At 48.3% G+C, this 26,708-nt stretch carries 31 protein-coding genes; 12 read left to right on the top strand and 19 right to left on the bottom strand.

The genetic code is table 11. The features are described from left to right. Positions 1-318 precede the first annotated feature (318 nt). The 5 genes from frdA (at position 319) to blc (ending at position 4,291) form a co-directional block, all read left to right on the top strand. Complete coding sequence (frdA, locus tag K9N75_RS02495; protein WP_004093588.1) at positions 319-2,118, top strand: fumarate reductase (quinol) flavoprotein subunit; 1,800 nt, start codon at positions 319-321, stop codon at positions 2,116-2,118. Then, positions 2,111-2,845 carry a succinate dehydrogenase/fumarate reductase iron-sulfur subunit gene (locus K9N75_RS02490; RefSeq protein WP_004093586.1) on the top strand — a complete coding sequence of 245 codons (735 nt, stop codon included), beginning with the start codon at positions 2,111-2,113 and terminating at the stop codon, positions 2,843-2,845. Before frdA ends, K9N75_RS02490 begins: the two co-directional genes overlap by 8 nt. Before the next feature lie 14 nt (positions 2,846-2,859). Continuing rightward, positions 2,860-3,258 (top strand): fumarate reductase subunit FrdC, encoded by a 399-nt coding sequence (gene frdC / locus K9N75_RS02485; RefSeq protein ID WP_008814836.1) that lies wholly within the window; start codon positions 2,860-2,862, stop codon positions 3,256-3,258. Positions 3,259-3,275: 17 nt separating this feature from the next. Next, a complete protein-coding gene (gene frdD / locus K9N75_RS02480; RefSeq protein ID WP_130954379.1) occupies positions 3,276-3,632 on the top strand; it encodes a fumarate reductase subunit FrdD in 357 nt (118 codons plus the stop codon). Between the two features lie 110 nt (positions 3,633-3,742). Further along, positions 3,743-4,291: an outer membrane lipoprotein Blc gene (gene blc, locus K9N75_RS02475; RefSeq protein ID WP_175320120.1), complete on the top strand. Its 549-nt coding sequence runs from the start codon at positions 3,743-3,745 to the stop codon at positions 4,289-4,291. 29 nt (positions 4,292-4,320) lie between these two features. Here the strand turns inward: blc and sugE are convergent, their stop codons facing one another. From sugE to efp, 4 genes are all read right to left on the bottom strand, one after another. Beyond that, entirely contained in the window at positions 4,321-4,638 is a 318-nt protein-coding gene (gene sugE, locus K9N75_RS02470) for a quaternary ammonium compound efflux SMR transporter SugE (RefSeq protein WP_004093577.1), read from the bottom strand. A 178-nt stretch (positions 4,639-4,816) separates the two neighbouring features. Beyond that, positions 4,817-4,948, bottom strand: a complete 132-nt coding sequence (locus K9N75_RS02465; RefSeq protein WP_008814834.1) for an entericidin A/B family lipoprotein — start codon at positions 4,946-4,948, stop codon at positions 4,817-4,819. Between the two features lie 96 nt (positions 4,949-5,044). Further along, positions 5,045-5,176: an entericidin A/B family lipoprotein gene (locus K9N75_RS02460; RefSeq protein ID WP_008814833.1), complete on the bottom strand. Its 132-nt coding sequence runs from the start codon at positions 5,174-5,176 to the stop codon at positions 5,045-5,047. Positions 5,177-5,264: 88 nt separating this feature from the next. Then, positions 5,265-5,831: an elongation factor P gene (gene efp, locus K9N75_RS02455; protein ID WP_004093570.1), complete on the bottom strand. Its 567-nt coding sequence runs from the start codon at positions 5,829-5,831 to the stop codon at positions 5,265-5,267. Positions 5,832-5,875: 44 nt separating this feature from the next. Between efp and epmB the strand changes: the two genes are divergently transcribed. Further along, positions 5,876-6,910 carry an EF-P beta-lysylation protein EpmB gene (epmB, locus tag K9N75_RS02450; RefSeq protein WP_096080024.1) on the top strand — a complete coding sequence of 345 codons (1,035 nt, stop codon included), beginning with the start codon at positions 5,876-5,878 and terminating at the stop codon, positions 6,908-6,910. A gap of 92 nt (positions 6,911-7,002) precedes the next feature. On the opposite strand, the gene hemW is transcribed toward epmB, so the two are convergent. The 5 genes from hemW to K9N75_RS02425 form a co-directional block, all read right to left on the bottom strand. Further along, a complete protein-coding gene (gene hemW, locus K9N75_RS02445; RefSeq protein ID WP_008814831.1) occupies positions 7,003-8,133 on the bottom strand; it encodes a radical SAM family heme chaperone HemW in 1,131 nt (376 codons plus the stop codon). After that, on the bottom strand, positions 8,126-8,719 hold the full coding sequence (rdgB, locus tag K9N75_RS02440) for an RdgB/HAM1 family non-canonical purine NTP pyrophosphatase (protein ID WP_008814830.1): 594 nt from the start codon (positions 8,717-8,719) through the stop codon (positions 8,126-8,128). Before rdgB ends, hemW begins: the two co-directional genes overlap by 8 nt. Before the next feature lie 52 nt (positions 8,720-8,771). After that, positions 8,772-9,071 (bottom strand): DUF167 family protein YggU, encoded by a 300-nt coding sequence (gene yggU, locus K9N75_RS02435; RefSeq protein WP_008814829.1) that lies wholly within the window; start codon positions 9,069-9,071, stop codon positions 8,772-8,774. A gap of 5 nt (positions 9,072-9,076) precedes the next feature. After that, a complete protein-coding gene (locus K9N75_RS02430; protein WP_004093560.1) occupies positions 9,077-9,631 on the bottom strand; it encodes a YggT family protein in 555 nt (184 codons plus the stop codon). Positions 9,632-9,697: 66 nt separating this feature from the next. Continuing rightward, a complete protein-coding gene (locus K9N75_RS02425) occupies positions 9,698-10,411 on the bottom strand; it encodes a YggS family pyridoxal phosphate-dependent enzyme (RefSeq protein ID WP_061059268.1) in 714 nt (237 codons plus the stop codon). A gap of 22 nt (positions 10,412-10,433) precedes the next feature. On the opposite strand from K9N75_RS02425, the gene K9N75_RS02420 reads away from it, so the two are divergent. Continuing rightward, the gene (locus K9N75_RS02420) at positions 10,434-11,459 is read left to right on the top strand and encodes a type IV pilus twitching motility protein PilT (protein WP_008814827.1); all 1,026 of its coding nucleotides are present in this window, start codon (positions 10,434-10,436) and stop codon (positions 11,457-11,459) included. A gap of 35 nt (positions 11,460-11,494) precedes the next feature. On the opposite strand, the gene ruvX is transcribed toward K9N75_RS02420, so the two are convergent. From ruvX to K9N75_RS02380, 8 genes are all read right to left on the bottom strand, one after another. Next, positions 11,495-11,917: a Holliday junction resolvase RuvX gene (gene ruvX, locus K9N75_RS02415; RefSeq protein ID WP_008814826.1), complete on the bottom strand. Its 423-nt coding sequence runs from the start codon at positions 11,915-11,917 to the stop codon at positions 11,495-11,497. Continuing rightward, positions 11,917-12,480, bottom strand: coding sequence for a YqgE/AlgH family protein (locus tag K9N75_RS02410; protein ID WP_039188014.1), 564 nt, complete (start codon positions 12,478-12,480; stop codon positions 11,917-11,919). Before K9N75_RS02410 ends, ruvX begins: the two co-directional genes overlap by 1 nt. A gap of 142 nt (positions 12,481-12,622) precedes the next feature. Further along, on the bottom strand, positions 12,623-13,576 hold the full coding sequence (gene gshB, locus K9N75_RS02405; protein ID WP_008814824.1) for a glutathione synthase: 954 nt from the start codon (positions 13,574-13,576) through the stop codon (positions 12,623-12,625). A gap of 9 nt (positions 13,577-13,585) precedes the next feature. Then, on the bottom strand, positions 13,586-14,317 hold the full coding sequence (gene rsmE, locus K9N75_RS02400) for a 16S rRNA (uracil(1498)-N(3))-methyltransferase (RefSeq protein WP_008814823.1): 732 nt from the start codon (positions 14,315-14,317) through the stop codon (positions 13,586-13,588). 123 nt (positions 14,318-14,440) lie between these two features. Next, positions 14,441-15,151 carry a deoxyribonuclease I gene (gene endA, locus K9N75_RS02395; RefSeq protein WP_064575201.1) on the bottom strand — a complete coding sequence of 237 codons (711 nt, stop codon included), beginning with the start codon at positions 15,149-15,151 and terminating at the stop codon, positions 14,441-14,443. Positions 15,152-15,279: 128 nt separating this feature from the next. Then, positions 15,280-15,813 (bottom strand): SprT family zinc-dependent metalloprotease, encoded by a 534-nt coding sequence (locus tag K9N75_RS02390; RefSeq protein ID WP_039187826.1) that lies wholly within the window; start codon positions 15,811-15,813, stop codon positions 15,280-15,282. A 233-nt stretch (positions 15,814-16,046) separates the two neighbouring features. Further along, the gene (locus tag K9N75_RS02385) at positions 16,047-16,544 is read right to left on the bottom strand and encodes a hypothetical protein (protein ID WP_008814820.1); all 498 of its coding nucleotides are present in this window, start codon (positions 16,542-16,544) and stop codon (positions 16,047-16,049) included. 102 nt (positions 16,545-16,646) lie between these two features. Beyond that, complete coding sequence (locus K9N75_RS02380; protein WP_130962071.1) at positions 16,647-16,880, bottom strand: hypothetical protein; 234 nt, start codon at positions 16,878-16,880, stop codon at positions 16,647-16,649. Positions 16,881-17,694: 814 nt separating this feature from the next. Here K9N75_RS02380 and cadB point away from each other — a divergent pair. Further along, positions 17,695-19,020, top strand: coding sequence for a cadaverine/lysine antiporter (cadB, locus tag K9N75_RS02375; RefSeq protein ID WP_008814818.1), 1,326 nt, complete (start codon positions 17,695-17,697; stop codon positions 19,018-19,020). A gap of 90 nt (positions 19,021-19,110) precedes the next feature. Then, the gene (gene cadA, locus K9N75_RS02370) at positions 19,111-21,330 is read left to right on the top strand and encodes a lysine decarboxylase (RefSeq protein WP_008814817.1); all 2,220 of its coding nucleotides are present in this window, start codon (positions 19,111-19,113) and stop codon (positions 21,328-21,330) included. A 79-nt stretch (positions 21,331-21,409) separates the two neighbouring features. Here the strand turns inward: cadA and K9N75_RS02365 are convergent, their stop codons facing one another. Further along, positions 21,410-22,570 (bottom strand): glutathionylspermidine synthase family protein, encoded by a 1,161-nt coding sequence (locus tag K9N75_RS02365; protein WP_224452197.1) that lies wholly within the window; start codon positions 22,568-22,570, stop codon positions 21,410-21,412. Positions 22,571-22,572: 2 nt separating this feature from the next. Further along, a complete protein-coding gene (locus K9N75_RS02360) occupies positions 22,573-23,256 on the bottom strand; it encodes a DUF1190 family protein (protein ID WP_004093532.1) in 684 nt (227 codons plus the stop codon). 517 nt (positions 23,257-23,773) lie between these two features. Here K9N75_RS02360 and K9N75_RS02355 point away from each other — a divergent pair. From K9N75_RS02355 to dhaL, 3 genes are all read left to right on the top strand, one after another. Continuing rightward, on the top strand, positions 23,774-24,874 hold the full coding sequence (locus K9N75_RS02355; RefSeq protein WP_004093530.1) for a glycerol dehydrogenase: 1,101 nt from the start codon (positions 23,774-23,776) through the stop codon (positions 24,872-24,874). Between the two features lie 102 nt (positions 24,875-24,976). Then, on the top strand, positions 24,977-26,047 hold the full coding sequence (dhaK, locus tag K9N75_RS02350) for a dihydroxyacetone kinase subunit DhaK (RefSeq protein WP_008814815.1): 1,071 nt from the start codon (positions 24,977-24,979) through the stop codon (positions 26,045-26,047). 1 nt (position 26,048) lies between these two features. Beyond that, positions 26,049-26,678 carry a dihydroxyacetone kinase subunit DhaL gene (gene dhaL, locus K9N75_RS02345; RefSeq protein WP_004093526.1) on the top strand — a complete coding sequence of 210 codons (630 nt, stop codon included), beginning with the start codon at positions 26,049-26,051 and terminating at the stop codon, positions 26,676-26,678. Positions 26,679-26,708 lie beyond the last annotated feature (30 nt).

Genomic DNA, 26,708 nt, shown 5'->3' with positions numbered 1-26,708 from the left:
CAAACTATTAACTGCTCTTTATTGGATAAAAAGAACATAAAATACATAAAAACCACTGACTCAGGGAAAAATAGCGTTGAGATCACGTTTTTGTACTACAGTCAGTAGGGAAAAACAGCAAAACAATCGATCACATCAAGTTTCCACTACTTCGTATTAGGTATACTTTCATCACTCGAATTTATAAATCTTAGCCATTCCCTGTGCGTATTAAAGAGAACAAATGTCAGAAACTCTGCTAAACCTCTCTGTAGTACGACATTTGGAATGGTTATTCATTTTAATTGATATTGACAATTGATCACCCGGAGGAATGCAGTGCAAACCTTTAACGCAGACCTTGCCATCGTCGGGGCAGGGGGTGCTGGTTTACGTGCAGCAATTGCAGCAGCGGAAGCCAACCCTCAACTGAAGATCGCGCTTATCTCTAAAGTATACCCAATGCGTAGTCACACCGTGGCCGCAGAAGGTGGATCAGCAGCCGTTACTCAGGCTCACGACTCTTTTGATTACCACTTCAACGATACCGTTGCCGGTGGTGACTGGCTTTGCGAACAGGATGTGGTCGATCATTTCGTCCATAATTGCCCTCGCGAAATGGCTCAACTTGAGCAATGGGGTTGCCCTTGGAGCCGTAAACCAGATGGCTCCGTCAACGTGCGTCGTTTCGGCGGCATGAAGATTGAGCGTACTTGGTTCGCCGCGGATAAAACCGGCTTCCATATGCTGCACACTCTTTTCCAAACCTCTTTAAAATATCCACAGATTCAACGCTTTGATGAGCACTTCGTTCTCGACATTCTGGTCGACGAAGGCAAAGCGCGCGGCCTAGTCGCGATGAATATGATGGAAGGTACATTAGTTCAGATCCGCGCCAACGCGGTCGTTATGGCAACTGGCGGCGCTGGCCGTGTCTATCGCTATAACACGAACGGCGGCATCGTGACCGGTGACGGTATGGGCATGGCGTTGGATCACGGTGTTCCTTTACGTGATATGGAATTTGTTCAGTACCACCCAACTGGCTTGCCAGGCTCAGGTATCCTGATGACCGAAGGCTGCCGTGGTGAAGGTGGTATTCTGGTCAACAAAGATGGCTACCGCTATCTGCAGGACTACGGAATGGGTCCTGAGACGCCACTGGGCGAACCAAAAAATAAATACATGGAATTGGGTCCACGCGACAAAGTTTCGCAAGCCTTCTGGCACGAATGGCGTGCAGGCCGCACAATTTCTACTCCGCGCGGCGACGTTGTTTATCTGGATCTGCGTCATTTGGGTGAGAAAAAACTGTTGGAGCGTCTGCCGTTCATCTGTGAGCTGTCGAAAGCTTACGTTGGCGTTGACCCAGTTAAAGAGCCCATCCCAGTGCGCCCTACCGCTCACTACACCATGGGTGGTATCGAAACCAACCAAAACTGCGAAACGCGTATTCAGGGTCTGTTCGCCGTAGGTGAATGTTCTTCTGTTGGTCTGCACGGTGCAAACCGTTTGGGCTCTAACTCTCTGGCAGAGCTGGTGGTATTTGGCCGCGTTGCGGGCGAACACGCAGTTCAGCGTTCGCAGGAAGCCACTCCGGCTAACGGCAGTGCGCTCGATGCACAGGCTAAAGACGTTGAAGCACGTCTACACGCGCTGGCTAATCAGGAAGGTACTGAAAGCTGGGCGAAAATCCGTGACGAGATGGGCATGTCAATGGAAGAAGGCTGTGGTATCTACCGTACCACTGAGCTGATGCAGAAAACCGTTGATAAATTGGCCGAACTGAAAGAACGTTTCAAACGCGTCAAAATCACTGATAACTCAAGCGTCTTTAACACCGATCTGCTGTACACCATCGAACTGGGTCACGGCCTGAACGTTGCTGAATGTATGGCTCACTCGGCAATCAACCGTAAAGAATCTCGTGGCGCACACCAGCGTCTGGATGAAGGTTGCACCGAACGTGATGACGTTAACTTCCTGAAACACACTCTGACCTTCAAAAGCGCTGACGGCCTTGCCCCACGAATTGAATACAGCGATGTGAAAATTACCAAGCTGCAACCAGCAAAACGTGTTTACGGTGCTGAAGCAGACGCTCAGGATGCAAAGAATAAGGAGCAAGCGAATGGCTGAGATGAAAATCTTGAAAATGGAAGTCATGCGCTATAACCCAGAACAGGATGCCGAACCGCATTTCGTGACGTATGACGTCCCGTATGACGAAACGACTTCCCTGCTGGATGCGTTAGGCTACATCAAAGATAATCTGGCTGCCGACCTGTCTTACCGCTGGTCTTGCCGTATGGCAATCTGCGGCTCTTGCGGCATGATGGTTGACCGCGTGCCTAAGCTGGCTTGTAAAACCTTCCTGCGTGACTACCCAACCGGTATGCGCGTTGAAGCATTGGGCAACTTCCCGATCGAGCGTGATTTAGTGGTCGATATGACCCACTTTATCGAAAGCTTAGAAGCGATTAAGCCTTACATCATCGGCAACAACCGCAAACCAGAAGACGGCACCAACCTGCAGACTCCAGCTCAGATGGAAAAATACCATCAGTTCTCCGGCTGCATTAACTGTGGTCTGTGCTATGCAGCCTGCCCACAGTTTGGTCTGAATCCTGAGTTCATCGGCCCAGCCGCTATCACTCTGGCACACCGTTACAATCTGGACACCCGCGATCACGGGCAGAAAGAGCGTATGCCTGTACTGAACTCCGATAACGGTGTTTGGACATGTACATTCGTCGGTTACTGCTCAGAAGTTTGTCCGAAACACGTCGACCCAGCCGCTGCTATCCAGCAGGGTAAAGTTGAAAGTGCGAAAGACTTCATGATCGCGATGCTGAAACCGCAATAAGGGAGGATGAATCAATGACGACTTCAACTAAACGCAAACCTTATGTGCGCGGTATGCAGGCAAACTGGTGGCAGAAGCTGGGTTTCTACAAGTTCTATATGCTGCGTGAGAGCTCAGCTCTCGGCAACGTATGGTTCAGCATCGTGCTGATTTATGGGATTTTTTCCATGAAAGATGGCGCTGCTGGTTGGGAAAGCTTTGTGGCCTTCTTGCAGAATCCACTGGTGCTGATCCTGAACATCATCTCTCTGCTACTGGCAGCACTTCATACCAAAACCTGGTTTGAACTTGCACCCAAAGCGGCCAATATCGTGGTTGGTGACTCGAAAATGGGCCCAGGTCCGGTGATCAAAGCCCTGTGGGTAGTGACCATCATCGTAACCGTGGTCATTTTGGCCGTTACCCTGCTATAACCGTAAAGGAGAACATTGTGAATAATAAAGTATACAAACGTTCTGACGAGCCGGTTTTCTGGGGGCTATTTGGTGCAGGCGGTATGTGGGGTGCAATCGTTGCGCCTGTAGTTATCCTGATTGTTGGCATCATGCTGCCTCTAGGCTGGTTCCCTGACGCGCTGACCTTCGAACGCGCACTGAACTTCAGTCAGACATTCATCGGCCGTATTTTCTGGCTGTTGATGATCATTCTGCCACTGTGGTGTGGCTTGCACCGTTTGCATCACATGATGCATGACCTGAAAATCCATGTACCAGCAGGTAAATGGGTATTCTACGGTTTGGCTGCGATCTTAAGCGTTGTTGCGCTGATCGGCGTATTCACGCTGTAAGTTGCCACTACAACGTACTATGAAAGCCTCCTTATAGGAGGCTTTTTTATTGGTGAGATTGCCTCTATCGGGTCTACACTTAAACGGTATCCATTTGAAAAGGAGCGTTTATGTCCCGTTGGTCACGTTTTGCCGCCATTGTTACCGCTCTGCTTTCCGTAGGCTGCAGCACTAAACCCCCGTCTGACGTCACCGTTATCAGCGATTTTCAACTGCCAGAATATCTAGGTCACTGGTACGAAATTGCCCGCTTAAACCACCCTTTCGAGAAAGGATTAGACCACGTCACAGCGCACTACAGCATGCGTAGCGATGGCGGAGTCAAAGTGGTTAATCGCGGATACGACGTTGAGAAAAAGCAGTGGAAAGAGAGCATCGGTAAGGCCTATTTCACTCAAACGCCAAACATTGCCTCGCTTAAGGTTTCCTTCTTCGGCCCATTCTACGGCGGCTATAACGTCATCGAACTTGATAAACAGTATCGCTATGCGTTGATTTGTGGCCCCAATAAAAATTACCTGTGGATACTTTCACGCACGCCAACGCTAGATGATGCGGTGAAACAACGGTTATTAGCAACGGCACAGAAATATGGATTTAAAACACAGGATCTGATTTGGGTAAATCAATCCCCTATCGATATGAACTCGCCTCGCTAGAGGCGAGCTATGACCATCACAGTTGCCGATTAGTGACTGCTAAACTTCAGACCAAGAATGCCAATCACGATCAGGCACAGGCTGAGGATGCGTGGCAGACTGGCTGATTCGCCCAACAATACGATACCCATAATGGCCGCCCCCACCGCGCCAATACCGGTCCACACAGCATAGGCTGTACCTGCTGGCAGTGTTTTCATCGCATGCGCCAATAACAGCATACTCACTATCATTGCAGCGATAGTAATAATGCTGGGCGTTAGACGAGAAAAACCATGGGTATATTTTAGGCCGATGGCCCAGACAACTTCTAAGAGGCCAGCGACCATCAGAATGATCCAAGACATGCGATTTATCCACAACGATGGGGTCGTCCCCGAATTATGATACGTACACAGGTCGTCCTGCGTAGTTTTTGGAATGGTAAAGCGGAATTAGGATACGATGTTTTTGCATAAAAGTTAAGACTGATAGGATCAGGGCGCAGACTGCACGACAACGCCCTTATCGGAATGGCAAAGAGAACTATTGCGCAGCGCGCTGAATTGCCTGACCACCCGCTTCAACGTCTTCACCGGCACCACGAGTGGTATTACAGCCAGCCAGAGCGGCAAGAACTAACAGAGAACATACTAATGCGATGCTTTTCTTAATCATTGCTATTTTCCTTATCTGCGATTTTAAAAATAATGCCTTTTAAGCATAGACAAGAAATCCAGCACGGGAGAAAAATTCATCATTTATCTTAATTGATTAGCTGGCTACACGAGAAATCGCGCCACCAAGATGTTGTACATCCTCACCAAAACCGCGCGCGGTATTGCAGCCGCTGAGCGCTGCGAACGCCACCACCATCAAAGCCAACATAATTATTTTCTTCATCATGCTTATTACCGTTCCTCAAACGAGCCTTTCAGGCAAAAAAAAACCGCGTCATACGCGGTTTTTTAAAGCAAATTAGCCGTTTTCGCAATTACTTAACGCGAGAAACGTATTCGCCAGAGCGGGTGTCAACTTTGATCACTTCGCCGATCTGTACGAACAATGGAACTTTAACCACTGCGCCAGTGCTCAGGGTTGCAGGCTTACCGCCGGTACCCGCGGTATCGCCTTTCAGACCTGGATCGGTATCAACGATTTCCAGCTCTACGAAGTTTGGAGGAGTAACCTGAATTGGACGGCCATTCCACAGAGTAACAATGCACTCAGCCTGATCCAGAAGCCATTTAGCATTATCGCCAATCGCTTTCTCATCGGCAGCCAGCTGCTCGAAGGTTTCGTTGTTCATGAAATGATAGAACTCACCGTCGTTGTACAGGTAAGTCAGGTTCAGATCGACAACGTCCGCGCCTTCTGCGGAGTCAGTAGATTTAAAGGTTTTTTCAACACGGGTGCCGGTCAGCAGGCGACGCATTTTCACGCGAGCAAAGGCTTGGCCTTTACCTGGTTTAACGAACTCACTGCTTTCTACAGCATAAGGCTCGCCTTCGAACATGATTTTAAGACCGGGACGGAAATCGTTGCTAGAATAAGTCGCCATAAAGGCCCTCTGAATTATTTATAACTGGTAGCTTAGCCAAAAAAATGGCACATATTGTAACTCAAAATACGCAGTCTAGAGAAGATTGGCTGCAACAACTTGCCGATGTTATTACTGAACCGGCAGAATTGCTTGAATATTTAGCACTTTCCGACAGCCCTGAATGGCAAAAAGGCCACGATGCGCGGCGTCTTTTCGCCCTGCGCGTTCCTTACGCCTTTGCGCGACGCATGAAAAAGGGCGACCCCAACGATCCTCTCCTACTTCAGGTCATGACTTCCGCCAGCGAATTTATTACAACGCCAGGCTATTCGACCGACCCACTGGAGGAGCAAGATGATGCCATTGCCGTGCCGGGACTGCTGCACAAGTATATTAACCGAGCCCTGCTATTGGTCAAAGGCGGCTGTGCGGTTAACTGCCGTTATTGCTTCCGCCGTCACTTTCCCTATCAAGATAATCAGGGCAATAAGGCTAACTGGCGGCAGGCACTAGATTATATTCGCCAACAGCCAGAACTGGATGAAATAATTTTTTCCGGTGGCGACCCTTTGATGGCAAAAGACCACGAGCTAGCTTGGTTACTCGACGAAATCGAAGCGATTCCCCACATCAAACGCTTGCGTATCCACAGTCGTTTGCCAGTCGTCATCCCTGCACGCATTACCGAAACACTGACAAAACGCTTCTCGCAGTCACATCTTCAGATCCTACTTGTCACGCACATTAATCATGCCAACGAAATCGATCGCGAATTGTGCGATGCCATGACGAGGCTAAAACATGCGGGTGTAACGTTGCTTAATCAGGGTGTACTACTGCGCGGCGTGAATGATAATGCGGATACGCTTGCGGCGCTCAGCAACGCGCTGTTTGACGCAGGAATTATGCCTTATTACCTGCATGTGCTCGATAAAGTTCAGGGCGCAGCACATTTCATGGTGTCTGACGATGAGGCACGCGTGATTATGCGAGAGTTGATGACAAAGGTTTCTGGCTATATGGTGCCGAAACTTACGCGAGAAATCGGCGGTGAGCCGAGTAAAACCCCGATTGATTTAGGCTTACGTCAGCGTTGATTCTGATATCCCCCATCTAATCCCGGTAAGGGCTCGATGGGGGAACTCACAGAATCGATAACGCGACAATCTGCTCTACAAAAACAGCTGCTCTATAAAAATAGCTCCAACAGCGAGTTTAAAAACAGCTTGCCGTGCTCGGTGATTTGCCAATATTCATCGGTTTCTACTATATAATTCTGTGACAGCGCTTCGTCGAGCTGAGCACGAATAACCGCTTCACCAAGTCCGGTATACAGCTGGAATTCCGCGCGCGGCGTTGGTTCAAGCAATCTAAAGCGGTTCATAAAGAATTCGAACGGACGATCGTCATTTCCCACTTCATGCTGCTTATCCAGATAGCGCCCCTGCATATATCCACGCGGATGACGCGTTTTCGCGGTACGTAGAATACGGCCATCCTCAAACGTAATCTTGCCATGAGCGCCACAGCCAATGCCAAGATAGTCGCCAAAACGCCAATAATTCAGATTGTGATGACACTGGTAACCGGGTTTGGCATAGGCCGACGTTTCATACTGCTGATATCCTGCAGCACGCAGCAGTTCGTCACCTCGCTGGAAAATATCCCACAGCGCGTCATCATCTGGCAATTTTGGAGGACGCGAACCAAATAGCGTATTTGGCTCAATCGTCAGTTGATACCATGATAGGTGTGGAGGATTAAGCTCAATAGCCTGCCGTAAATCATCCAGCGCTTCATCCAGCGACTGATCGGGTAAACCATGCATCAGATCAAGATTAAAACTGCGTAGCCCTAATCCTTGCGCCAGATGTGCCGCTCGCTTAGCTTCTTCTGGCCCATGTATGCGGCCTAACCGTGTTAACTTCTCCGCGCTAAAGCTTTGCACACCGATGGATATACGATTGATGCCGGCTCTTTGGTAGGCGCTGAAGCGATCGGCCTCAACCGTTCCCGGATTCGCCTCCATGGTCACCTCGGCATTTGGTGCCAAAGGCAAACGCGCACGCACACCATCCATCAAGCGCTGCATACCTTCTGCGCTCAACAAACTTGGAGTTCCACCACCAATAAAGATGGTGCCAATTTCACGCCCAGAAGTGAATGCCACGTCAGCGTCCAAATCGGCCAACAGATGGTCGACATATTCCGTAGACGGGATATCTCCTTTTTGAGCATGAGAATTGAAATCGCAGTATGGGCATTTCTGCACACACCACGGGATGTGAATATAGAGACTGAGCGGGGGAAGCTTAAGCATTACGCATGGCTTCCAGCAACAGCTTCAATGCCTGCCCACGATGCGAAACCGCAATTTTCTGCTCTTTAGTCAGTTGCGCAGCAGAACAGCCCAGTTCAGGCACGTGGAAAATAGGATCGTAACCAAAACCACCGTCGCCTGATGGCGCGAAGCTGATTTCACCCGCCCAGCTCCCATGACACACCAGCGGCGTTGGGTCTTCTGCATGGCGTAAGTAAACCAGCACACAGTGGAACTTAGCTTGGCGTTGATCTGCAGGCACATCTTTCAGCGCATCCAGCAGTTTCTCGAGATTTTGACGATCGCTCGCCTCTTCACCCGCATAACGCGCAGAATAAATCCCCGGAGCCCCACCCAGCACATCAACAGCAAGTCCAGAGTCATCGGCAATCGCAGGGAGTCCTGTGATTTGCGCGGCGTGGCGTGCTTTCAGAATCGCATTCTCAATGAAGGTCAGCCCCGTTTCCTCAGCAGAATCCACACCCAGCTCGGTCTGGGCCACAACATCTAAACCGAAATCAGCCAGCAAGCTTGCGAGCTCGCGTACTTTGCCCGCGTTTCCAGTTGCTAATACAATTTTTTGCATGATAAATCCTATATATAGCACCGGCAGGCCAAAGCCTGCCGGTAGGAGAGGGTTACTGAGAGCGTAGCGCTGAGACAACCTCTGGGATTTGTTGAGGCTGACTGATGCGCACTTGCTTATGGCGCCCCAGCTCCCCCTTTTCAATCACCACCTGACTTTTCGCAACCCGAAACTGTTTGGCGATAAACTTTTGCAAATGCGCATTTGCCTGCCCATCTACCGGTGGTGCGGTGATGGCGACTTTTAGCTCATCACCGTGTAGCCCAACAATCTGGTCACGGCTGGCTTTAGGCTGAATATACAGCCGCAAAACCAGCGCTTCTTTCTCATACTTTACAGCATCTGTACTCATCGCGATCACAGCAGGAACCAGAGCTGCCCTAACAGATCCATACCCAGATAATTCAGCATGTACAGCACTAAAATCACCACCATAGCAGAGAAGTCTAAACCGCCCATCGCAGGAATAATGCGGCGTACCGGTGCCATCAACGGCTCAGTCAGTTGTAACAGCACATAATCCATTGGGCTACGGCCTTGGCTGATCCAGCTCATGATCGAACGAATGATAATGACCCAGAACACCAGATACCCTGCTGATTTAATTACTGAAATCAGGCCAAATAGAAGGTTATATGGGCTTAGAGAAATTTCTCCGCTTTGGATCAGTAATAGCAGCGGATACTTGATGGTCATAAGTAAGAACGCCACCAGCAGCGAAGAAGAATCAATCGGCCCCAAGGACGGAATCACTCGACGTAGCGGCCCAACGATCGGCTGCGTAACTTTCACGATAAACTGTGACAGCGGATTGTAAAAGTCGGTGCGTGCCCATTGCATCCAGATACGCAACAATAAAATCATGACGTAGAGGTCAATGACGGTTTTGACCAAGAAAGTCAGTGTCAGCATGAAAAACCCTTTATCCGTTAAATGGTAAGGTAAAGAAAAAAGAATCAGTACATTAACTGATAATTATTATGTATTTGTGCCGTAATCACGTGCGCCAAAAATTGCCGTTCCGATGCGCACCATCGTGCTACCGGCGGTAATCGCCGCCGCCATATCGTGAGTCATCCCCATCGACAGCGTATCAATATGCGGGTACTGCTTTTTAAGCGCTAAAAACGCCTGTTCCATCCGATCAAACACCGCTTTCTGTTTCACAGGATCTTCTTCTGGTGCAGGGATCGCCATCAGGCCACGCAGACGCAAATTCGGCATTTCAGCAACCTGAGCAGCAAGTGCATCTAACGCTTCCAGGTCAATGCCCGATTTACTGCTCTCATCGCTGATATTAATTTGGATCAGCACGTTGAGTGCAGCTTTATCTGCAGGACGCTGTTCGCTCAGGCGTTGAGCAATTTTCACACGATCGACGGTATGAATCCAATCAAAATGCTCCGCGACCAAACGGCTTTTATTCGACTGAAGTGGGCCGATAAAGTGCCATTCTAGCTCGTCTGCATGCGGAGTCTGAGCAAAATACTGGATCTTGCTAACGCCTTCTTGCACGTAATTCTCACCAAAAGCGCGCTGTCCTGCCGCGATTGTTTCTTCGATATCGCTCACAGGCTTGGTTTTACTGACTGCAAGCAAAGTAACTTCTTCTGGAGACCTGCCGCAATCCTGAGCCGCAGCGCTGATACGGCTCCTGACGGCCTCTAAATTTTGTTGGATATTGCTGTTCATAATTTTTGGCTCAGGAGGTTAAATGGATTTTTGTGATTTATTGGCCCGTAGTGTAAAGCAAAACGCATCAGATCTGCATCTTTGCACCGGATATCCACCCGTTTTGCGTATCGATGGCGCATTACAAACGCTAGGAACTGAGGCGATAACCTCTCGCGAAATCGAGTCATGGCTTACAATGAACCTTCCCTCTGAAGCTGACGTTGTATGGCGACAACAACATCAGGTTGATTTCGCCTTAAATCTAAATGGGGGCACTCGGCTCAGAGTCAATGCTTTCCAACAATTACATGGCCCTTCACTAGCGCTGCGGCTCATTCCCAGCACAGTCCCCACGTTAGCGTCTCTCGCTACGCCAGAGGTGCTTCAAGAGCAGCTTGCCCAAGGATCAGGGTTGATACTGGTTTGCGGTGCGACCGGCAGTGGGAAATCAACCACGCTAGCAGCCATGCTTAATGAAATTAATCATCATCAGCCATGGCATATTATTACGCTCGAAGATCCGCTGGAGTTTATTCACACGCCGTCCAAATCGCTTATCCAACAGCGCGAAATCGGCAGCCACGTGATTAACTTTCACCACGCATTGCGTGCCGCACTGCGAGAGGATCCTGATGTCATTTTGCTCGGTGAATTACGCGACGCAGAATCCATTCGTCTGGCTCTCACAGCGGCTGAAACAGGGCATCTAGTATTGGCAACGTTACACACTCGAGGTGCAGCACAAGCGGTAGAACGCCTAATTGATGTTTTTCCAGCCGAAGAAAAAAACTTTGTACGCACACAAATTGCAGGAAGCCTCCGAGCCGTTTTAGCACAGCAGCTTTTGCCCAAACAGGGTGGCGGCAGGGTCGCCGCTTTTGAGCTGCTGCTGAATACGTCCGCGGTGAGCAATTTAATCCGCGAAGATAAAGCCCACCAGATTGCCTCTATTCTTCAAACCGGCCAGCGGCAAGGCATGCAAAGCTTCGAGCAGCATCTTACCCACTTAGAAAACGAGGGGAAACTGTATAAAAATAGGAAGATAACACCTGACAAGACAGGCTAATTATCCTGCCTTGCCGATACTCTCATTAATCAGTTTTAGACAACCTGTTGTTCAAACCAGCTTTCCAAAATGATCACCGCTGAAGCGGCGTCTACGCTGCCTTTGTCCAAGGCACGATAGCCTCCACCAGCAAAAAGATGGGCACGAGCTTCTACGGTACTAAGGCGTTCATCATGCAAAGCAACTTGCACCCCAAAACGACCATGAATCCGGTTGGCAAACTTACGTGCTTGAGCGGTGACAGGCTGTTCCGTGCCATCCATATTGAGTGGTAGGCCGACAACAACAAGATCCGGCTGCCACTCTTTTAACATTTTCTCTATTTTCGACCAGTCTGGCGATCCCTCATTGGCTTTAAACGAAGCCAATGGGCGTGCGGTACCGGTGACTTCCTGCCCGATGGCCGCACCAATACTTTTTGTTCCAAAATCGAAAGCGATAATAGTTCTGTTACCCATCAAGCATGTCCTGCTGAAGTGGCCATATTGCGAATGTCTACGCCCAGCTTTTTAGCCGCGTTAACCCAGCGTTCTGAGATTGGTGTGTGGAATAACAGATTGGCGTCAGCCTCAACGGTAAGCCAAGCATTATCTAACAGTTCTTGCTCCAATTGACCCGCATCCCAACTGCAATAACCTAATGTAACCAGAACATCCTTGGGTTGATCTTTCGTGCCAAGCGTTTCTAGGACATCGCGTGAAGTCGTCATCATACACTCAGCAGAAATGGCGACGCTGGAACCAAAATCAGGTTGTGGAGTATGCAATACAAAGCCGCGATCTTCGGCCAATGGACCACCGTACATCACCGGCTTATCCAAACGAATTTTTGTATCTCTCGGCTCTGGCGTGATTTTTAGCTTTTCCAATAGTGTTTCCAGAGTGAGCTGTTCCAACGGTTTGTTAATGACTAAACCCATTGCGCCTTCACTATTGTGCTCACACACATAGAGAACGGTGCGCTTGAAGCGGCTGTCCTGCATAGAAGGCATTGCTATAAGAAAATGATGCGCTAAATTCATCGTAATGGCTTCAACTCGCTGTATTTGTTTATGTGATGACTGAATTTTCAGTATGCGAATTTTTTGGCTGGATGTCACGGGAGAAGCCCCCTATCTGTCTGCTCGCTCAAACATATCGCGAGCAGACTCACAGGAGGAAAAACTATTTCTTACTAATACGAGTTTCAATCGCATCCATCAACATGCCGGTCACAGACACATCAGGGAAGGCAGCTTCAATCTCGCGAGCGCAGGTCGGGCTAGTAACGTTAATCTCTGTCAAGCGATCGCCAATGATATCTAAACCAACAAAGATCAGGCCTTTTTCTTTCAGTACTGGGGCGACTTTGCGAGCAATAGCCCAGTCACTTTCTGTCAGTGGGCGCGCTTCACCACGGCCACCCGCGGCCAAGTTACCACGAGTCTCTCCGCTCTTAGGAATACGAGCCAAACAGTATGGGACCGGCTCACCATCAACCACCAGAACACGTTTGTCACCATCTTTAATCGCTGGCAGGAAATTCTGCGCCATGCAGAAGCGACTACTATGTTCTGTGAGCGTTTCGATAATGACAGACAGGTTAGGATCTTCTGCTTTCACACGGAAAATAGATGCACCACCCATACCGTCTAACGGTTTAAGAATGATGTCACCGTGCTTGGCATAGAACTCACGAATGTGCTCGGCTTTACGCGTCACCAACGTGTCCGGCGTTAGATCGGCAAACCACGCGGTAAACAGCTTTTCGTTGCAATCACGCAGACTTTGCGGCTTGTTGACAATGAGCGTCCCTTTATCTTCAGCGCGCTCAAGGATATAAGTAGCATAAATAAACTCGGTATCAAACGGAGGATCTTTACGCATTAAGATGACGTCGAGATCGGACAGAGCAATATCCTGTTCGCCGTGGAACTCATACCAGCCCGCTTTATCTTCCTTCACGCTCAGCAACTGAGTACGCGCGCGCCCTTCGCCGACATACATGTAGAGATCGTTCATTTCCATGTAGTGCAACTCATAGCCACGGCGCTGTGCTTCTAGCAGCATCGCAAAGCTGGTGTCTTTTTTGATATTGATGGAAGAAATCGGGTCCATCACAATGCCAAGCTTAATCATTCTTTTCTCCTAGCCTAAATCGCCAAAGCGAACCTGAAGTGCGGTTATGGCTGTCAGCGCGGTGGTCTCAGTGCGTAATACACGAGGTCCTAACAGAATATCAGTAAATTGGTAACCTGCGGTCATAGCAATTTCATCGGCCGATAATCCACCTTCTGGCCCTATCAGCAGACGAACGCGTTCAACAGGAAGCGGTAATGTGTTGATACTCGCATTGGCGCGTGGATGCAAATTCAGCTTCAGAGAATCATCCTGTTCAGCGCACCATTGCTCCAAAAGCATCGTCGGGCGAATTTCAGGGATCACGTTACGTCCACACTGCTCGCACGCTGCAATAGCAATTTTCTGCCATTGCCCCAACTTTTTCGCCATACGTTCAGCGTCTAACTTAACGCCACAACGCTCGGAAATCAGCGGAGTAATAATGCTAGCCCCCAATTCAATGGATTTTTGAATAGTGAACTCCATCTTCTCACCGCGGGAAATTACCTGTCCTAAATGCAGATGCAGCGGGGATTCACGATCTTCAAGCACACCTGACTGCACCTTCACACGCACGTTTTTTTTACTGGCCGCAACAATATGTGCCACGAAAACCTGATTGCTACCGTCAAACAGTTGAATCTCATGGCCTTCGCTCATGCGTAGAACTCGACCCACGTGATTGGCAGCCTCCTCACTCAGGTCTATTTCGCAAGGCGCCTCAAGGCGTTCAGGGTGATAAATACGAGGGATACGCATGAAATGGCTCATCCTTATGAATGACGAGATAAGCGCCGCAACGCAGCGCTGCTAAAAAAGATATACGGGATTATAAAGGCTGGAGTAGCGACAATGCTAATCATCACGTCAAACCGTTAAAACTCAGCCTTTAAGATTCTCGCAGGCTTGCTGGACATAAGGGTTATGATTCCCCTGCATGTTTGCAATCCGCTGGTCACGCAGACACTCCCACTTCGTGACTGGATATTGCCGATTCCATACATCAAATAGCTGAGTTTGCTGTTTCGACAACCTAATATTGTACTGGTCACGCATATAAAAATAGGTTCTAGCAATAGCACCACGAGCACGGGCGGGTGGCTCCGCCTGCTTGTTTTTGAAATCAACTTTCATCGGACATTGGCCATACTGCCCTTCTCCACCGCGCCATTGACTATACATAAAGTTGTTGCGGTCACCGTTAACCTCTCCCACGGCAGGCTGTAAATTATGTAAATCAGTTTCAATTTTCACGTACTGGGGAATTTTGGCGCAGTTTTTTCGCCCCCCATCCTGCCAGCACTGCATTTGATGACCAAACTGCCATGCCGGTACAACGTGCTCCCATTCAATGCGTGAGGCACGGTTCAGGTTTTTACGCGGCTGATAGCCACAACTTTCAAGGTCGGGAATACCTTTTTTCCCCTGCCATTCAATCTTGCAGCCACAGTAGAACGAACCGGGTGCGTCTTGATTAACCTTAACCGCAGCCGCTTTTGCTTGAGTGAAATTATTAATTTTTTGTGCCTGCCCCGAAAACGGGTAAGCCAGAAGCGTCGATAACGTCAGCGCGTAATAAAATTTGCGAAGCATATTCCAAAAACAACATAAAAACGGAAAGGCCGCAGGGTAGACAATCCGCCTTAGTCACGCAAACTTTGAAGAGATTAAATTGTTAATAAATGAAGATTTGGATGTTTATTGCACATTTTAGGAAAGCTTTAACGCTCAGCAATCGTTCCGGGGCTGAAACTCAAAACTTGACCACATTGTCGACAGCGATATTCTGACTCCTTGCGCATCACTTTATTATGACGACGCACGGTCAGCTGATGCAGTTGGCAGGCACAGCGATAAGGGTAAGTCTTACCACTCACTGACTCCACGCCGAATTTATGGGTACGACGCGGTTCGATACCCAAAACATGCCCCATCATCCACTGCCATTCACGGCCATGAGGGGAAACCTTACCAAACTGTTTATAGACCAAAAGATGTGCCAACTCATGTGGCACCACTTCATCAATAAACGCCTGACCATTCTCTAGTAATAAGACTGGATTTAGACGAATCTCCCAATCTTGCAGCCATGCGGTTCCCGCAGTGGTGCCACGCTGTTGGTAGCTGATTTTGGGTTCAGGATATTGAGTTTTTAGCTGTGCATTTGCTCGAGCCAACGCATTACGTAAGCACTGCATGACAGCCTGCTGTAAAGCAATAGGAAGTCTTCGGGAAACAAGAGCGCGTTGTGTCATGCGTATTAGGATAATCAGAGAAAGAGTCGCTCGCAAGCCCCATAGTTTTGAGACAATGACGCAGGGTCACACAGCGCCTATGCATCATTGCACCAATCAGTAAAAACATTAAACACTAAAGAATATCTGAACATTATCTTGTAGATATCTTTGAAGCCTTTCATCGTTAAATGTCTGCTCCAGCCAATAGGGTTGAGAATCTAACCAATTACATCTTTATTACGATGAGATCATTAACGTTGAGCGCTTTTTATTTCTGATGCGGCTTCAACTCTTTGTTGTAGATTTGAAACACGTGCATCACACTCAGTTGAAGATATACTGGGCATCGAAAATGCTTTGCTATCTTTAAAATAGCGGCCGCAAATAGCGGAAACATCTTCGGCGAACTTATTTGAGAAATTTTTCAACATATCCATTTTACTTGTTTTTTTCTGTCTAAAATTTTCAAAGGAAAAAGTATCAGGATGATTATTAATCACACTGTATATTGCATATATTTCAACAGACTTACGTCCCGACAACGCATTGCTCATTAACGTATTTTCATCTATATCCTTAGACCATTTAAAAACAGTTTTATTTCCGCTGTCGAAATTTTTTCTATCATTTTTTAATAATGCAGAAAATACCTTACCCGCTTCTGTCTGATAAAAATCAGAAGGAAGAACGGCACCTGCCTTCAAAGACACGCTAGCCAACAGCAATAAAATAACAAGATCCTTCGTCATTCGTTCTCCTATGTACCACAATTAAATTACAGGCATAGCTGACTGATTTGCAGACGTTTTCATAATCAATATACCTGCAAGACAGAGTCATAATAAATATTATCAATGTTCATGATGGTGATGTTTATCATCGTGATGATAATCATGATGGTCATAGCTATCACTACTATCATAATTACTATCATCACCTGAGTCACTTACCGCAATGGCAGCAACAACACCCACGATAAGGACCAATGCCCCTAAGGTTTTAAAATCGTCTCCGCTGAAATTTGCACACCCAACAACGGATAATGAAAGAATACCTATCAGAGAATTCCTTAAAAACTTCGCCATTCATATCACCTATACATCCATGTTGATTTTCTATTAAAGAAAATATATACCGTAATTATATCCATCGACCAAAACGCCTGCAGCAATATTAGGCTTTAATAAAATAAAAACAACTATAAATAGCATGCTTTCCCATTACAAATAACTATTACATATATATTAAGGGTAATTCATATCGTATTAAAAATAACTATCCACTCTATTTTTAATCTTCCTGAAAATCTACGGCCGTATAACCGCCTCATCTACCTACCCACCGATGTAGAATAAATCATATTTATTTCTTTCTTGCTGACAACTTATCTCATATATTAATTATTGTTAACACGGCGAAACGTTCACTCCAAGAATCATCAGCATGACAGCTCAAAACGTGTTCACCCGAGATACAACCTCGACAAGCAATGCTGAGAAGTCACGCAGGTGCCAGCGCTATAACAATGAAGGTGATACTGTGGCAGCGGACTGAAAGACGACCAATCATGCCCCATCATGCACAGACAGCTATGTAATATAACAATTATATTAATACTTACATAAAACCACTCAAAATAATTAAATTCATATTTATCATTACGATAAAACATTCCCATAATGACCATGAAATATTATTTTTAATAAAATCATACATATGCTAATAGCATATAGCTTGCTGATTTTTTTGAATAAAAAGCCGCCATCAAAAATGATACTCACTAAAGCAAAATATTGATTATTACCTATACTTATTTTCGTGGTGTGTATTGCTAAGCAATTGACGCAATAAGATTACGTCTATTTGTCGAGCTTAATATTCTTATGGGAGTGGCAGTTTATGGCATCTGCAAAGAAAATTGGCCTCATTGCCTGTACTGGTGTCGTTGCCGGTAATATGATGGGAAGCGGCATAGCATTACTACCCGCTAACCTCGCAAGCTTAGGGTCTATCGCTATTATTGGTTGGATCGTTGCACTAATTGGTGCAATTTCATTAGCTTATGTTTACGCCAGATTAGCAACCAAAAACCCTCAGGAAGGTGGTCCTATCGCCTACGCGGGTGAAATCGGTCCGGCCTTCGGTTTTCAAACCGGGGTACTCTATTACCATGCAAACTGGATTGGTAACCTTGCGATAGGTATTACCGCCGTATCGTATCTTTCTACCTTTTTCCCTATGTTTAACAGCCCGATACCCGCCGGTATCGCCTGTATCGCGATTGTCTGGATTTTTACCTTCGTCAATATGCTCGGTGGCGCATGGGTTAGTCGTTTAACCACCATAGGTCTGGTTCTCGTACTCATTCCCGTTATCGGTACAGGTATCGCGGGCTGGTACTGGTTTGATATGGGAACCTATCAAGCTAACTGGAATACCTCGGGCGGTACCGATTATCACGCCGTCATTAAAAGTATTCTGTTATGTCTGTGGGCCTTTATCGGCGTTGAGTCTGCGGCGGTAAGTACCGGTATGGTAGAAAACCCAAAACGTAACGTTCCTATCGCAACGATGCTGGGGACATTCCTTGCCGGTATTGTCTACATCGCCGCAACACAGGTGATTGCCGGTATGTATCCCGCCTCTCAGATGGCAGCATCCGGCGCTCCGTTTGCCGTCAGCGCCTCGACGATGGTCGGTAGCTGGGCTGGCCCAGTTGTTTCTGCATTTACCGCCTTTGCCTGCTTAACATCATTAGGCTCATGGATGATGCTGGTTGGTCAAGCCGGCGCTCGTGCTGCCCACGATGGGAACTTCCCGAAAGTGTATGGCGAAATGGATAAAGATGGTATTCCGCGCAAGGGGCTATTCTTAGCAGCCATAAAAATGACGGTGCTGATGATTCTGATCACCGTGATGAATGCCAGCGGCGGTAAAGCCTCAGATCTGTTCGGTGAGCTGACAGGGATTGCCGTCTTGCTGACCATGCTGCCGTACTTCTACTCCTGTATCGACCTGATTCGCTTTGACGGTGCAAACCTGAAAAACATCCTGAGCCTGATTGCTTCAGTGTTGGGATGCGTGTTCTGCTTTATCGCCCTGATGGGCGCCAACTCGTTCGAACTCGCCGGTACCTTCATCATCAGCCTGATTATCCTGATGTTCTACTCACGTAAAATGGGGCGTGATAAAGAAGCCAGCGCAACCACCGGTGGCCAATCCTAACTAAGATCTAAATTTGCTAATACATGATACCGAAGGCCTTCGCGCCTTCGGTGTTAATAACCCAGCCCACAGAAGTCTGGAGAGTTTTGCATGAATATCATTGCCATCATGAACGACTTAAGCGCTTATTTTAAGGAAGAACCACTGCGCGAACTGCATCAAGAATTGGAAAAGGAAGGATTCCGTATCGCCTATCCAAAAGACCGTAGTGATCTTCTGAAGCTTATTGAAAACAACTCTCGCCTGTGCGGCGTTATTTTCGATTGGGATAAATACAATCTTGAGTTAAGCGCTGAAATCAGCGAACTCAACAAGCTGCTCCCTATTTACGCATTCGCAAACACTTACTCGACGCTTGACGTTAACATGAGCGATCTTCGCCTGAATGTTCGCTTCTTTGAATATGCGCTAGGCAGCGCACAGGATATTGCGACCAAGATTCGCCAGAGTACGGATCAATATATCGACACCATTCTGCCGCCGTTAACTAAAGCGCTGTTCAAATACGTTAAAGAAGAGAAATACACGTTCTGTACCCCCGGACACATGGGCGGCACCGCCTTCGATAAAAGCCCCGTCGGCAGTCTGTTCTACGATTTCTTTGGCGAAAATACTATGCGTTCAGATATTTCGATCTCCGTATCTGAACTGGGGTCGCTGCTCGATCACAGTGGGCCACATCGTGATGCAGAAGAGTACATTGCACGTACGTTTAATGCCGATCGCAGCTATATCGTCACCAACGGCACTTCAACAGCCAATAAAATCGTCGGTATGTACTCCTCGCCCGCCGGTGCCACCATTCTGATTGACCGTAACTGCCATAAATCTTTGACCCATCTAATGATGATGAGCAACGTGGTTCCGGTGTATCTGCGCCCAACGCGTAACGCCTACGGCATTCTCGGCGGTATTCCACAAAGCGAATTCACCCGTGCCAGCATTGAAGAAAAAGTGAAAAACACGCCAAACGCAACGTGGCCCGTGCATGCTGTGATAACCAACTCCACTTACGATGGCCTGTTCTACAATACCGAGTACATTAAAAAAACGCTGGATGTTAAGTCGATTCACTTCGACTCCGCTTGGGTTCCCTATACCAACTTCCATCCGATTTACCAAGGCAAAGCGGGGATGAGCGGTGAACGTGTTCCAGGCAAAATCATTTATGAAACACAGTCCACGCATAAACTGCTAGCGGCGTTCTCGCAAGCTTCAATGATCCACGTGAAGGGCGAAATTAACGAAGAGACGTTTAACGAAGCCTATATGATGCATACCTCCACTTCACCGCATTACGGTATCGTTGCATCAACGGAAACCGCAGCGGCCATGATGAGAGGTAATGCAGGTAAGCGTTTGATCAATGGCTCAATTGAGCGAGCAATTCGCTTCCGTAAAGAGATCCGCCGCCTGCGTGCCGAATCCGATGGTTGGTTCTTTGATGTTTGGCAGCCGGACAATATCGACGAAGTCGCATGCTGGCCGCTGAACCCGCGCAATGAATGGCACGGGTTCCCGAATATCGACAGCGATCATATGTATCTTGATCCCATCAAAGTTACCCTATTAACTCCAGGGCTTAGCCCGAACGGCACATTAGAGGATGAAGGGATCCCTGCATCGATCGTTTCCAAATACTTGGACGAACACGGTATTATCGTGGAAAAAACGGGGCCATATAACCTGCTGTTCCTATTCAGCATCGGGATCGACAAAACCAAAGCGCTCAGCCTGCTGCGTGCACTGACCGACTTCAAACGCGTATACGATCTCAATCTTCGGGTGAAGAACGTTTTACCATCGTTGTATAACGAGGCACCGGATTTCTATAAAGAGATGCGGATTCAGGAGTTGGCACAGGGCATCCATGCACTGGTAAAACATCATAATTTGCCCGATCTCATGTACCGAGCCTTTGAAGTATTACCGCAGTTGGTGATGACGCCGCACGACGCATTCCAAGAGGAAGTACGCGGCAACATCGAACCCTGTGCGCTTGATGACATGCTAGGTAAAGTCAGTGCGAATATGATCCTACCGTATCCTCCGGGCGTTCCGGTGGTTATGCCAGGGGAAATGCTCACAAAAGAGAGCCGCCCAGTACTGAGTTTCCTGCAAATGCTGTGTGAAATTGGCGCACACTACCCAGGCTTTGAAACCGATATCCACGGCGTCCATCGCGATGGAAGCACCGGTAAATACATGGTGGTAGTATTGAAAGAAGGCGCGGATGAGCCCGGTGATAAACCGAGTGATACGGTGAAAAAGGCACCGGGGAAAAAACCTTCGGCCGCTAAGAAAAAATAACCGTTTGAAGATGTAAAAAAACCCGCCATTTATGGCGGGTTTCTTCATCGTGTATCGTGAGACAACTGCTAATTCAGCATTAATCTACAATTACATGCGGATAATAACGCGACAGATCTTGGGTGATCAGGCTGTGATCTTCACGGATACCCATTCCCGCAGGCTGATCGTTGACCAGCCAGCTACCAATCAGCACATAGCTGTCACCGAATTTAGGCAACGGATGGAATTGCTGAATGATCATGCCTTCCTCACCGTAAGGGCCATCGACACTAGCCACTTCCTTGCCATTCTCCACAATGCGAATATTGGCACCTTCACGGGAGAACAACGGCTTAACCACATAATGATCCAGCTCGGGCTGATTGCCATCGGCAAAATAGGCCGGTAACAGGTTAGGATGGTTAGGGAACATTTCCCACAGCATCGGCAACAACGCTTTATTGGAGATAATGCTCTTCCACGCGGGTTCTAACCAACGCACACCGGCGTCTTCCAGCTTGGTAGAGAAAATCTCGCGCATCATGAATTCCCACGGGTACAGTTTAAACAGGTTGCTAATCACCTGATCCTGCGTATCCGTGAACTGACCACGCTCACCTAAGCCAATATCTTCAATAAAGACAAACTCGGTCGCTAAGCCTGCTTCATGCGCACAATCCTGCAAATATTGCACCGTGCCGCGATCTTCATCAGTATCCTGACAGCAAGCCATATGCAGTAGGCCAAAACCATGAGCCTCTTTCAGCTCGGCAAAACGCTCGATCAGTTTCTCTTGCAGACTATTAAACTGGTCAGCGTCCTGCGGCAGTTTGCCAGCAGCTATCTGATCTTCCAGCCAGATCCATTGGAAGAAGGCCGATTCATATAAAGATGTCGGCGTGTCCGCGTTGTTCTCCAGCAGCTTAGCCGGATTAACACCGTCGTAGGCCAAATCCAGACGCGAATAAAGAGAAGGCTGCTGGGTACGCCAAGCACTACGCACAAACTCCCAAACATGCTTAGGGATCTGGAATTTAGTCATCAGCTCATCGCTGGCGATCACCTTCTCGACCACTTTCAAACACATCTGATGGAGTTCCGCTGTGGTTTCTTCCAGCTCTTCCACCTGCGCTAGGCTGAACTGGTAGAACGCATCCTCACACCAGTAGGGCTCGCCATACATAGTGTGAAATTGGAAACCATACTCAGTGGCTTTTTCGCGCCAGTCCGGACGCTCACTAATAGGTACACGTTTCATGCTTAGCCACCCATGCTACGGGTGCCAGATTTACTGCTGGTCGCGGCGCTGCTACGCTGCATCGCGCTCTGTTTTGCAACGCTCTCACCAAATCCACCGCGGGTAACGGTTGAAGTTGTGGCTGGCTTTGGTGCCATCGCGGTTTTTGGCACGTTCATAGTGCGTCCGCCTGCGGTGGCAGGGCCATAGCTCTTACCGGTCGCATCCACAAATTTGCCATTAGCCGGGCTGGTTGCTGATTTAGAGCTAAACAGCGGCTGTTGGTTATAAGCGCCGCCGCCCATCATACGACCCATCATGTAACCCGCCATCAGAGGCATCCAGAAGCTGCCGCTCTGTTGTGGCTGAGCCTGAGTTTCGCCGTTAGTGCTAGGAGCCATACCTGCCTGAGCGGGTGCCTGAGTACACTGGCCTTCGCCAAACTCAGCAATACAGTCTTCACGCGATGCGTATTTTGGTGCCGTTTTTTCAGCTTCTTTCAGTGCGTTTTGATATGACTCTTTACACTGCGCGCTCATGGAAGGATTCGCATTGCTGCAGTCATCTGCGTTTTGATACAGAGAAACCGTCTCATCCGTCTTCTCGCAGCCTGCCAGCATAAACACGGCGCTCACCGCAATCGCTACTGGCGCAAAACGCCAGCTCTTGCGGAAAGCAGCGCGGTTAATATTCTTAGTCCGTTTCATTTGTGGATTTCCTCTTATTTCACAGGCCTGCTTACTTTATACATACCCAAATGAGCTGGAACGGCGTCAAGGCGGCAATGGAGTAACCCCCGACAAGCTTACCTCAATAAGCGATTCGGATGAGCGTAAGCCACCAACGCAGGAACAGTCTCAAATAAGAAGGGTATACAAAAATTGTGCCTATGTGCCCCAGATACCCGTTAGCATAGGTTAAAGCTGATTAAATTTAAAGCGTAACCGCCTATTCATCGCGTGATTTACACAGCCTGAAAGAGGAATGTGCGATAGGTCTCTCTTTCTCGCTTTCCGTCCTTTTTATCGTTCCATTTCGAAACAACATCCCTCACTATGCGTTTCAATATGAAACGTAAATCCGCTTTGTTTTTTGTTCTTTTTTTCGCCGTATAGTCATCAACAGAGAAATAACAGCACCAATAAATATCCCGCTTCCGAAGTATGGAAGCTACGCGCTTAAGTTCTAATCCGATTGCTTAGTGATTTATTGAGGAGCTTTATTATGTTGAAAGTAATCCAATCTCCATCCAAATATATTCAAGGTGCAAACGCGCTGCAGTCTATCGGTCAGTACGCCAAAATGCTGGCAAATAACTACTTCGTCATTGCCGATGATTTTGTCATGAAACTGGCTGGCGACACGGTCGGCAGCAGCTTAAAGCAGCACGAAGTAGAAAGTCATTTCGCCCTGTTCGGCGGCGAATGCAGCCATAAAGAAATTAACCGCCTGATTGCTGAGCTGAAAAAACATGGCTGCAAAGGCGTCATCGGTATTGGTGGGGGGAAAACACTAGATACCGCAAAAGCTATCGCGTTCTATCAAAAACTGCCGGTAATCGTGGTTCCAACCATTGCATCTACCGATGCGCCGACGAGTGCCCTTTCTGTCATCTATAGTGAAGAGGGCGAGTTCGAAGAATATCTGATGTATCCAACCAACCCAGACATGGTGATTATGGATACGGCTATTATCGCCAAAGCGCCTGTGCGTTTATTGGTGGCCGGTATGGGTGATGCGCTCTCTACCTATTTCGAAGCCCAAGCTTGCTACGATGCGCATGCTATTAGCATGGCCGGTGGTGAATCCACGCTTGCGGCGGTCACGCTGGCGCGTCTGTGCTACGAAACACTGCTTGAGGAAGGTTATAAAGCCAAGCTCGCGGTTGAAGCTGGCGTGGCGACCACGGCAGTAGAACGCATCGTTGAAGCCAACACCTATCTGAGCGGCATCGGTTTTGAGAGCTCAGGTTTAGCGGCTGCTCACGCCATCCACAACGGTTTTACCGTGTTAGAAGAGTGCCACCACCTGTACCACGGCGAAAAAGTGGCGTTCGGTACCCTGACCCAGTTAGTTCTGCAAAACAGCAGCAGCGAACAGATCGAAACCGTCCTCGACTTCTGCTTGCAGGTTGGTTTGCCGGTTACGCTGAAAGAGATGGGCGTGAAAGCCGACGATAAGCTGGAAGAGAAAATCATGGCTGTTGCTAAAGCGAGCTGTGCCGAAGGCGAAACCATCCATAACATGCCGTTCAAAGTCACTCCAGAACAGGTATTCGCTGCCATTCTCGCGGCAGACCGCTTGGGCCAAGCTTGGCTGAAGTAAATCACTGGTCCACGTAAATCAAAGTGAACGACCGCAACCCCTTCCCTGTTTGATTTTCAGGGAAGGGTCTATCAAACACAGATTTCTTCGGAGCCTTTTTTAATGAAAAAGCTAATCAACCAAGTCGAAACCGTTTTGCAGGAACAAATTCTTGGATTGGTGGAAGCCCATCCTGAATTAACGCTACACCAAGAGCCCGTGTTTGTGACTCGCGCCGATGCGCCAGTGGTAGGCAAGGTCGGAATACTGTCCGGCGGCGGCAGCGGTCATGAGCCCATGCACTGCGGCTTTATCGGGGAAGGTATGCTGGATGGAGCATGTCCGGGGGAAATCTTCACGTCGCCCACACCCGATCAGATGTTCGAATGCGGCCAAGCTATTGACGGTGGCAAAGGCGTTTTGATGATCATCAAAAATTATACTGGCGACGTTTTGAATTTTGAAACTGCGGCGGAATTACTGCACGACAGTGGCACTCAGGTAGGAACCATTCTGGTTGACGATGACGTTGCCGTAAAGGATAGCTTATATACCGCTGGGCGTCGTGGCGTAGCAAACACCGTATTGATTGAAAAATTACTCGGGGCAGCCGCTGCGCGCGGTGACTCACTCGACCAGTTGGTCGAGCTCGGACATAAACTCAATAACGAAGGCCACTCTATCGGCATCGCACTTCAGGCATGTACCGTTCCTGCGGCCGGTAAGCCCTCTTTTGTACTGCCTGAAAATGTTATGGAATTCGGCGTCGGCATCCACGGTGAGCCGGGTATTGAGCGTCGTGAATTTACCACGCTCAACCAAACCGTTGACGAGATGTTTGCAACCCTGATTGCACACGGAAAATATCAGCGCACGTTGCGCTCTTGGGACCGTAAGGCTGGTGAGTGGAAAGAACAAACACAGCCTAAACACCCCCTGCAAAAAGGCGACCGCGTCATTGCATTGGTCAACAATCTGGGAGCAACACCGCTTTCTGAACTCTATGGTGTATATCATCGCCTGCAACACTGTTGCACTGAGTTTGGCATCACCATCGAACGTAAATTAGTAGGCTCTTACTGCACATCACTCGATATGCAGGGTATCTCAATCACGCTTCTGAAAGCTGACACTGAAACGCTATCCCTGTGGGATGCGCCCGTCAATACACCGGCTTTGCGTTGGGGAATGTAATATGTCATTGACTAAACAACAAATTGTTAACTGGCTCATGCGCTGCGGCGAAGTTTTTGCCGAACAAAAAGACTTTCTGACTCAGCTCGATACTGAAATCGGTGATGCCGACCACGGTCTCAATATGAACCGTGGCTTCAATAAAGTCGTGGAGAAGCTGCCATCGTTCGCAGACAAAGACATTGGCTTTATCTTGAAAAACACCGGGATGACGCTGCTTTCTAGCGTAGGAGGAGCCAGCGGCCCCCTCTTCGGTACCTTCTTTATTCGTGCATCACAAAGCACCGCGGCCAAACAAAGTTTATCACTGAGTGAGCTGACCCAAATGCTCAAAGAGGGTGTTGAAGGTGTCGTTAGCCGCGGCAAAGCAGAACCGAATGACAAAACCATGTGCGACGTTTGGTGGCCAGTAGTGGCATCGCTGGAAGCCTCTAGTCAAAAAGATCTGTCAGTACCACAGGCTTTGGATCTGGCCGTTGATGCGGCGCGTCAGGCACTCGAAGGCACGATTACCATGCAGGCTCGTAAAGGTCGCGCTAGCTATTTAGGCGAACGCAGTATTGGCCATCAAGACCCTGGTGCGACTTCAGCGTGGCTGATGATGCAAACCTTGGCTGAAGTCACACATTAGTCGTGTATTCCGTTCACTGCTCTAGGGATA

The organism is Hafnia paralvei (assembly GCF_020150375.1).
Taxonomy (GTDB): domain Bacteria; phylum Pseudomonadota; class Gammaproteobacteria; order Enterobacterales; family Enterobacteriaceae; genus Hafnia; species Hafnia paralvei.
Note: the sequence above shows the minus strand (reverse complement) of the source record. Positions and strands in the feature narration are given on the sequence as shown.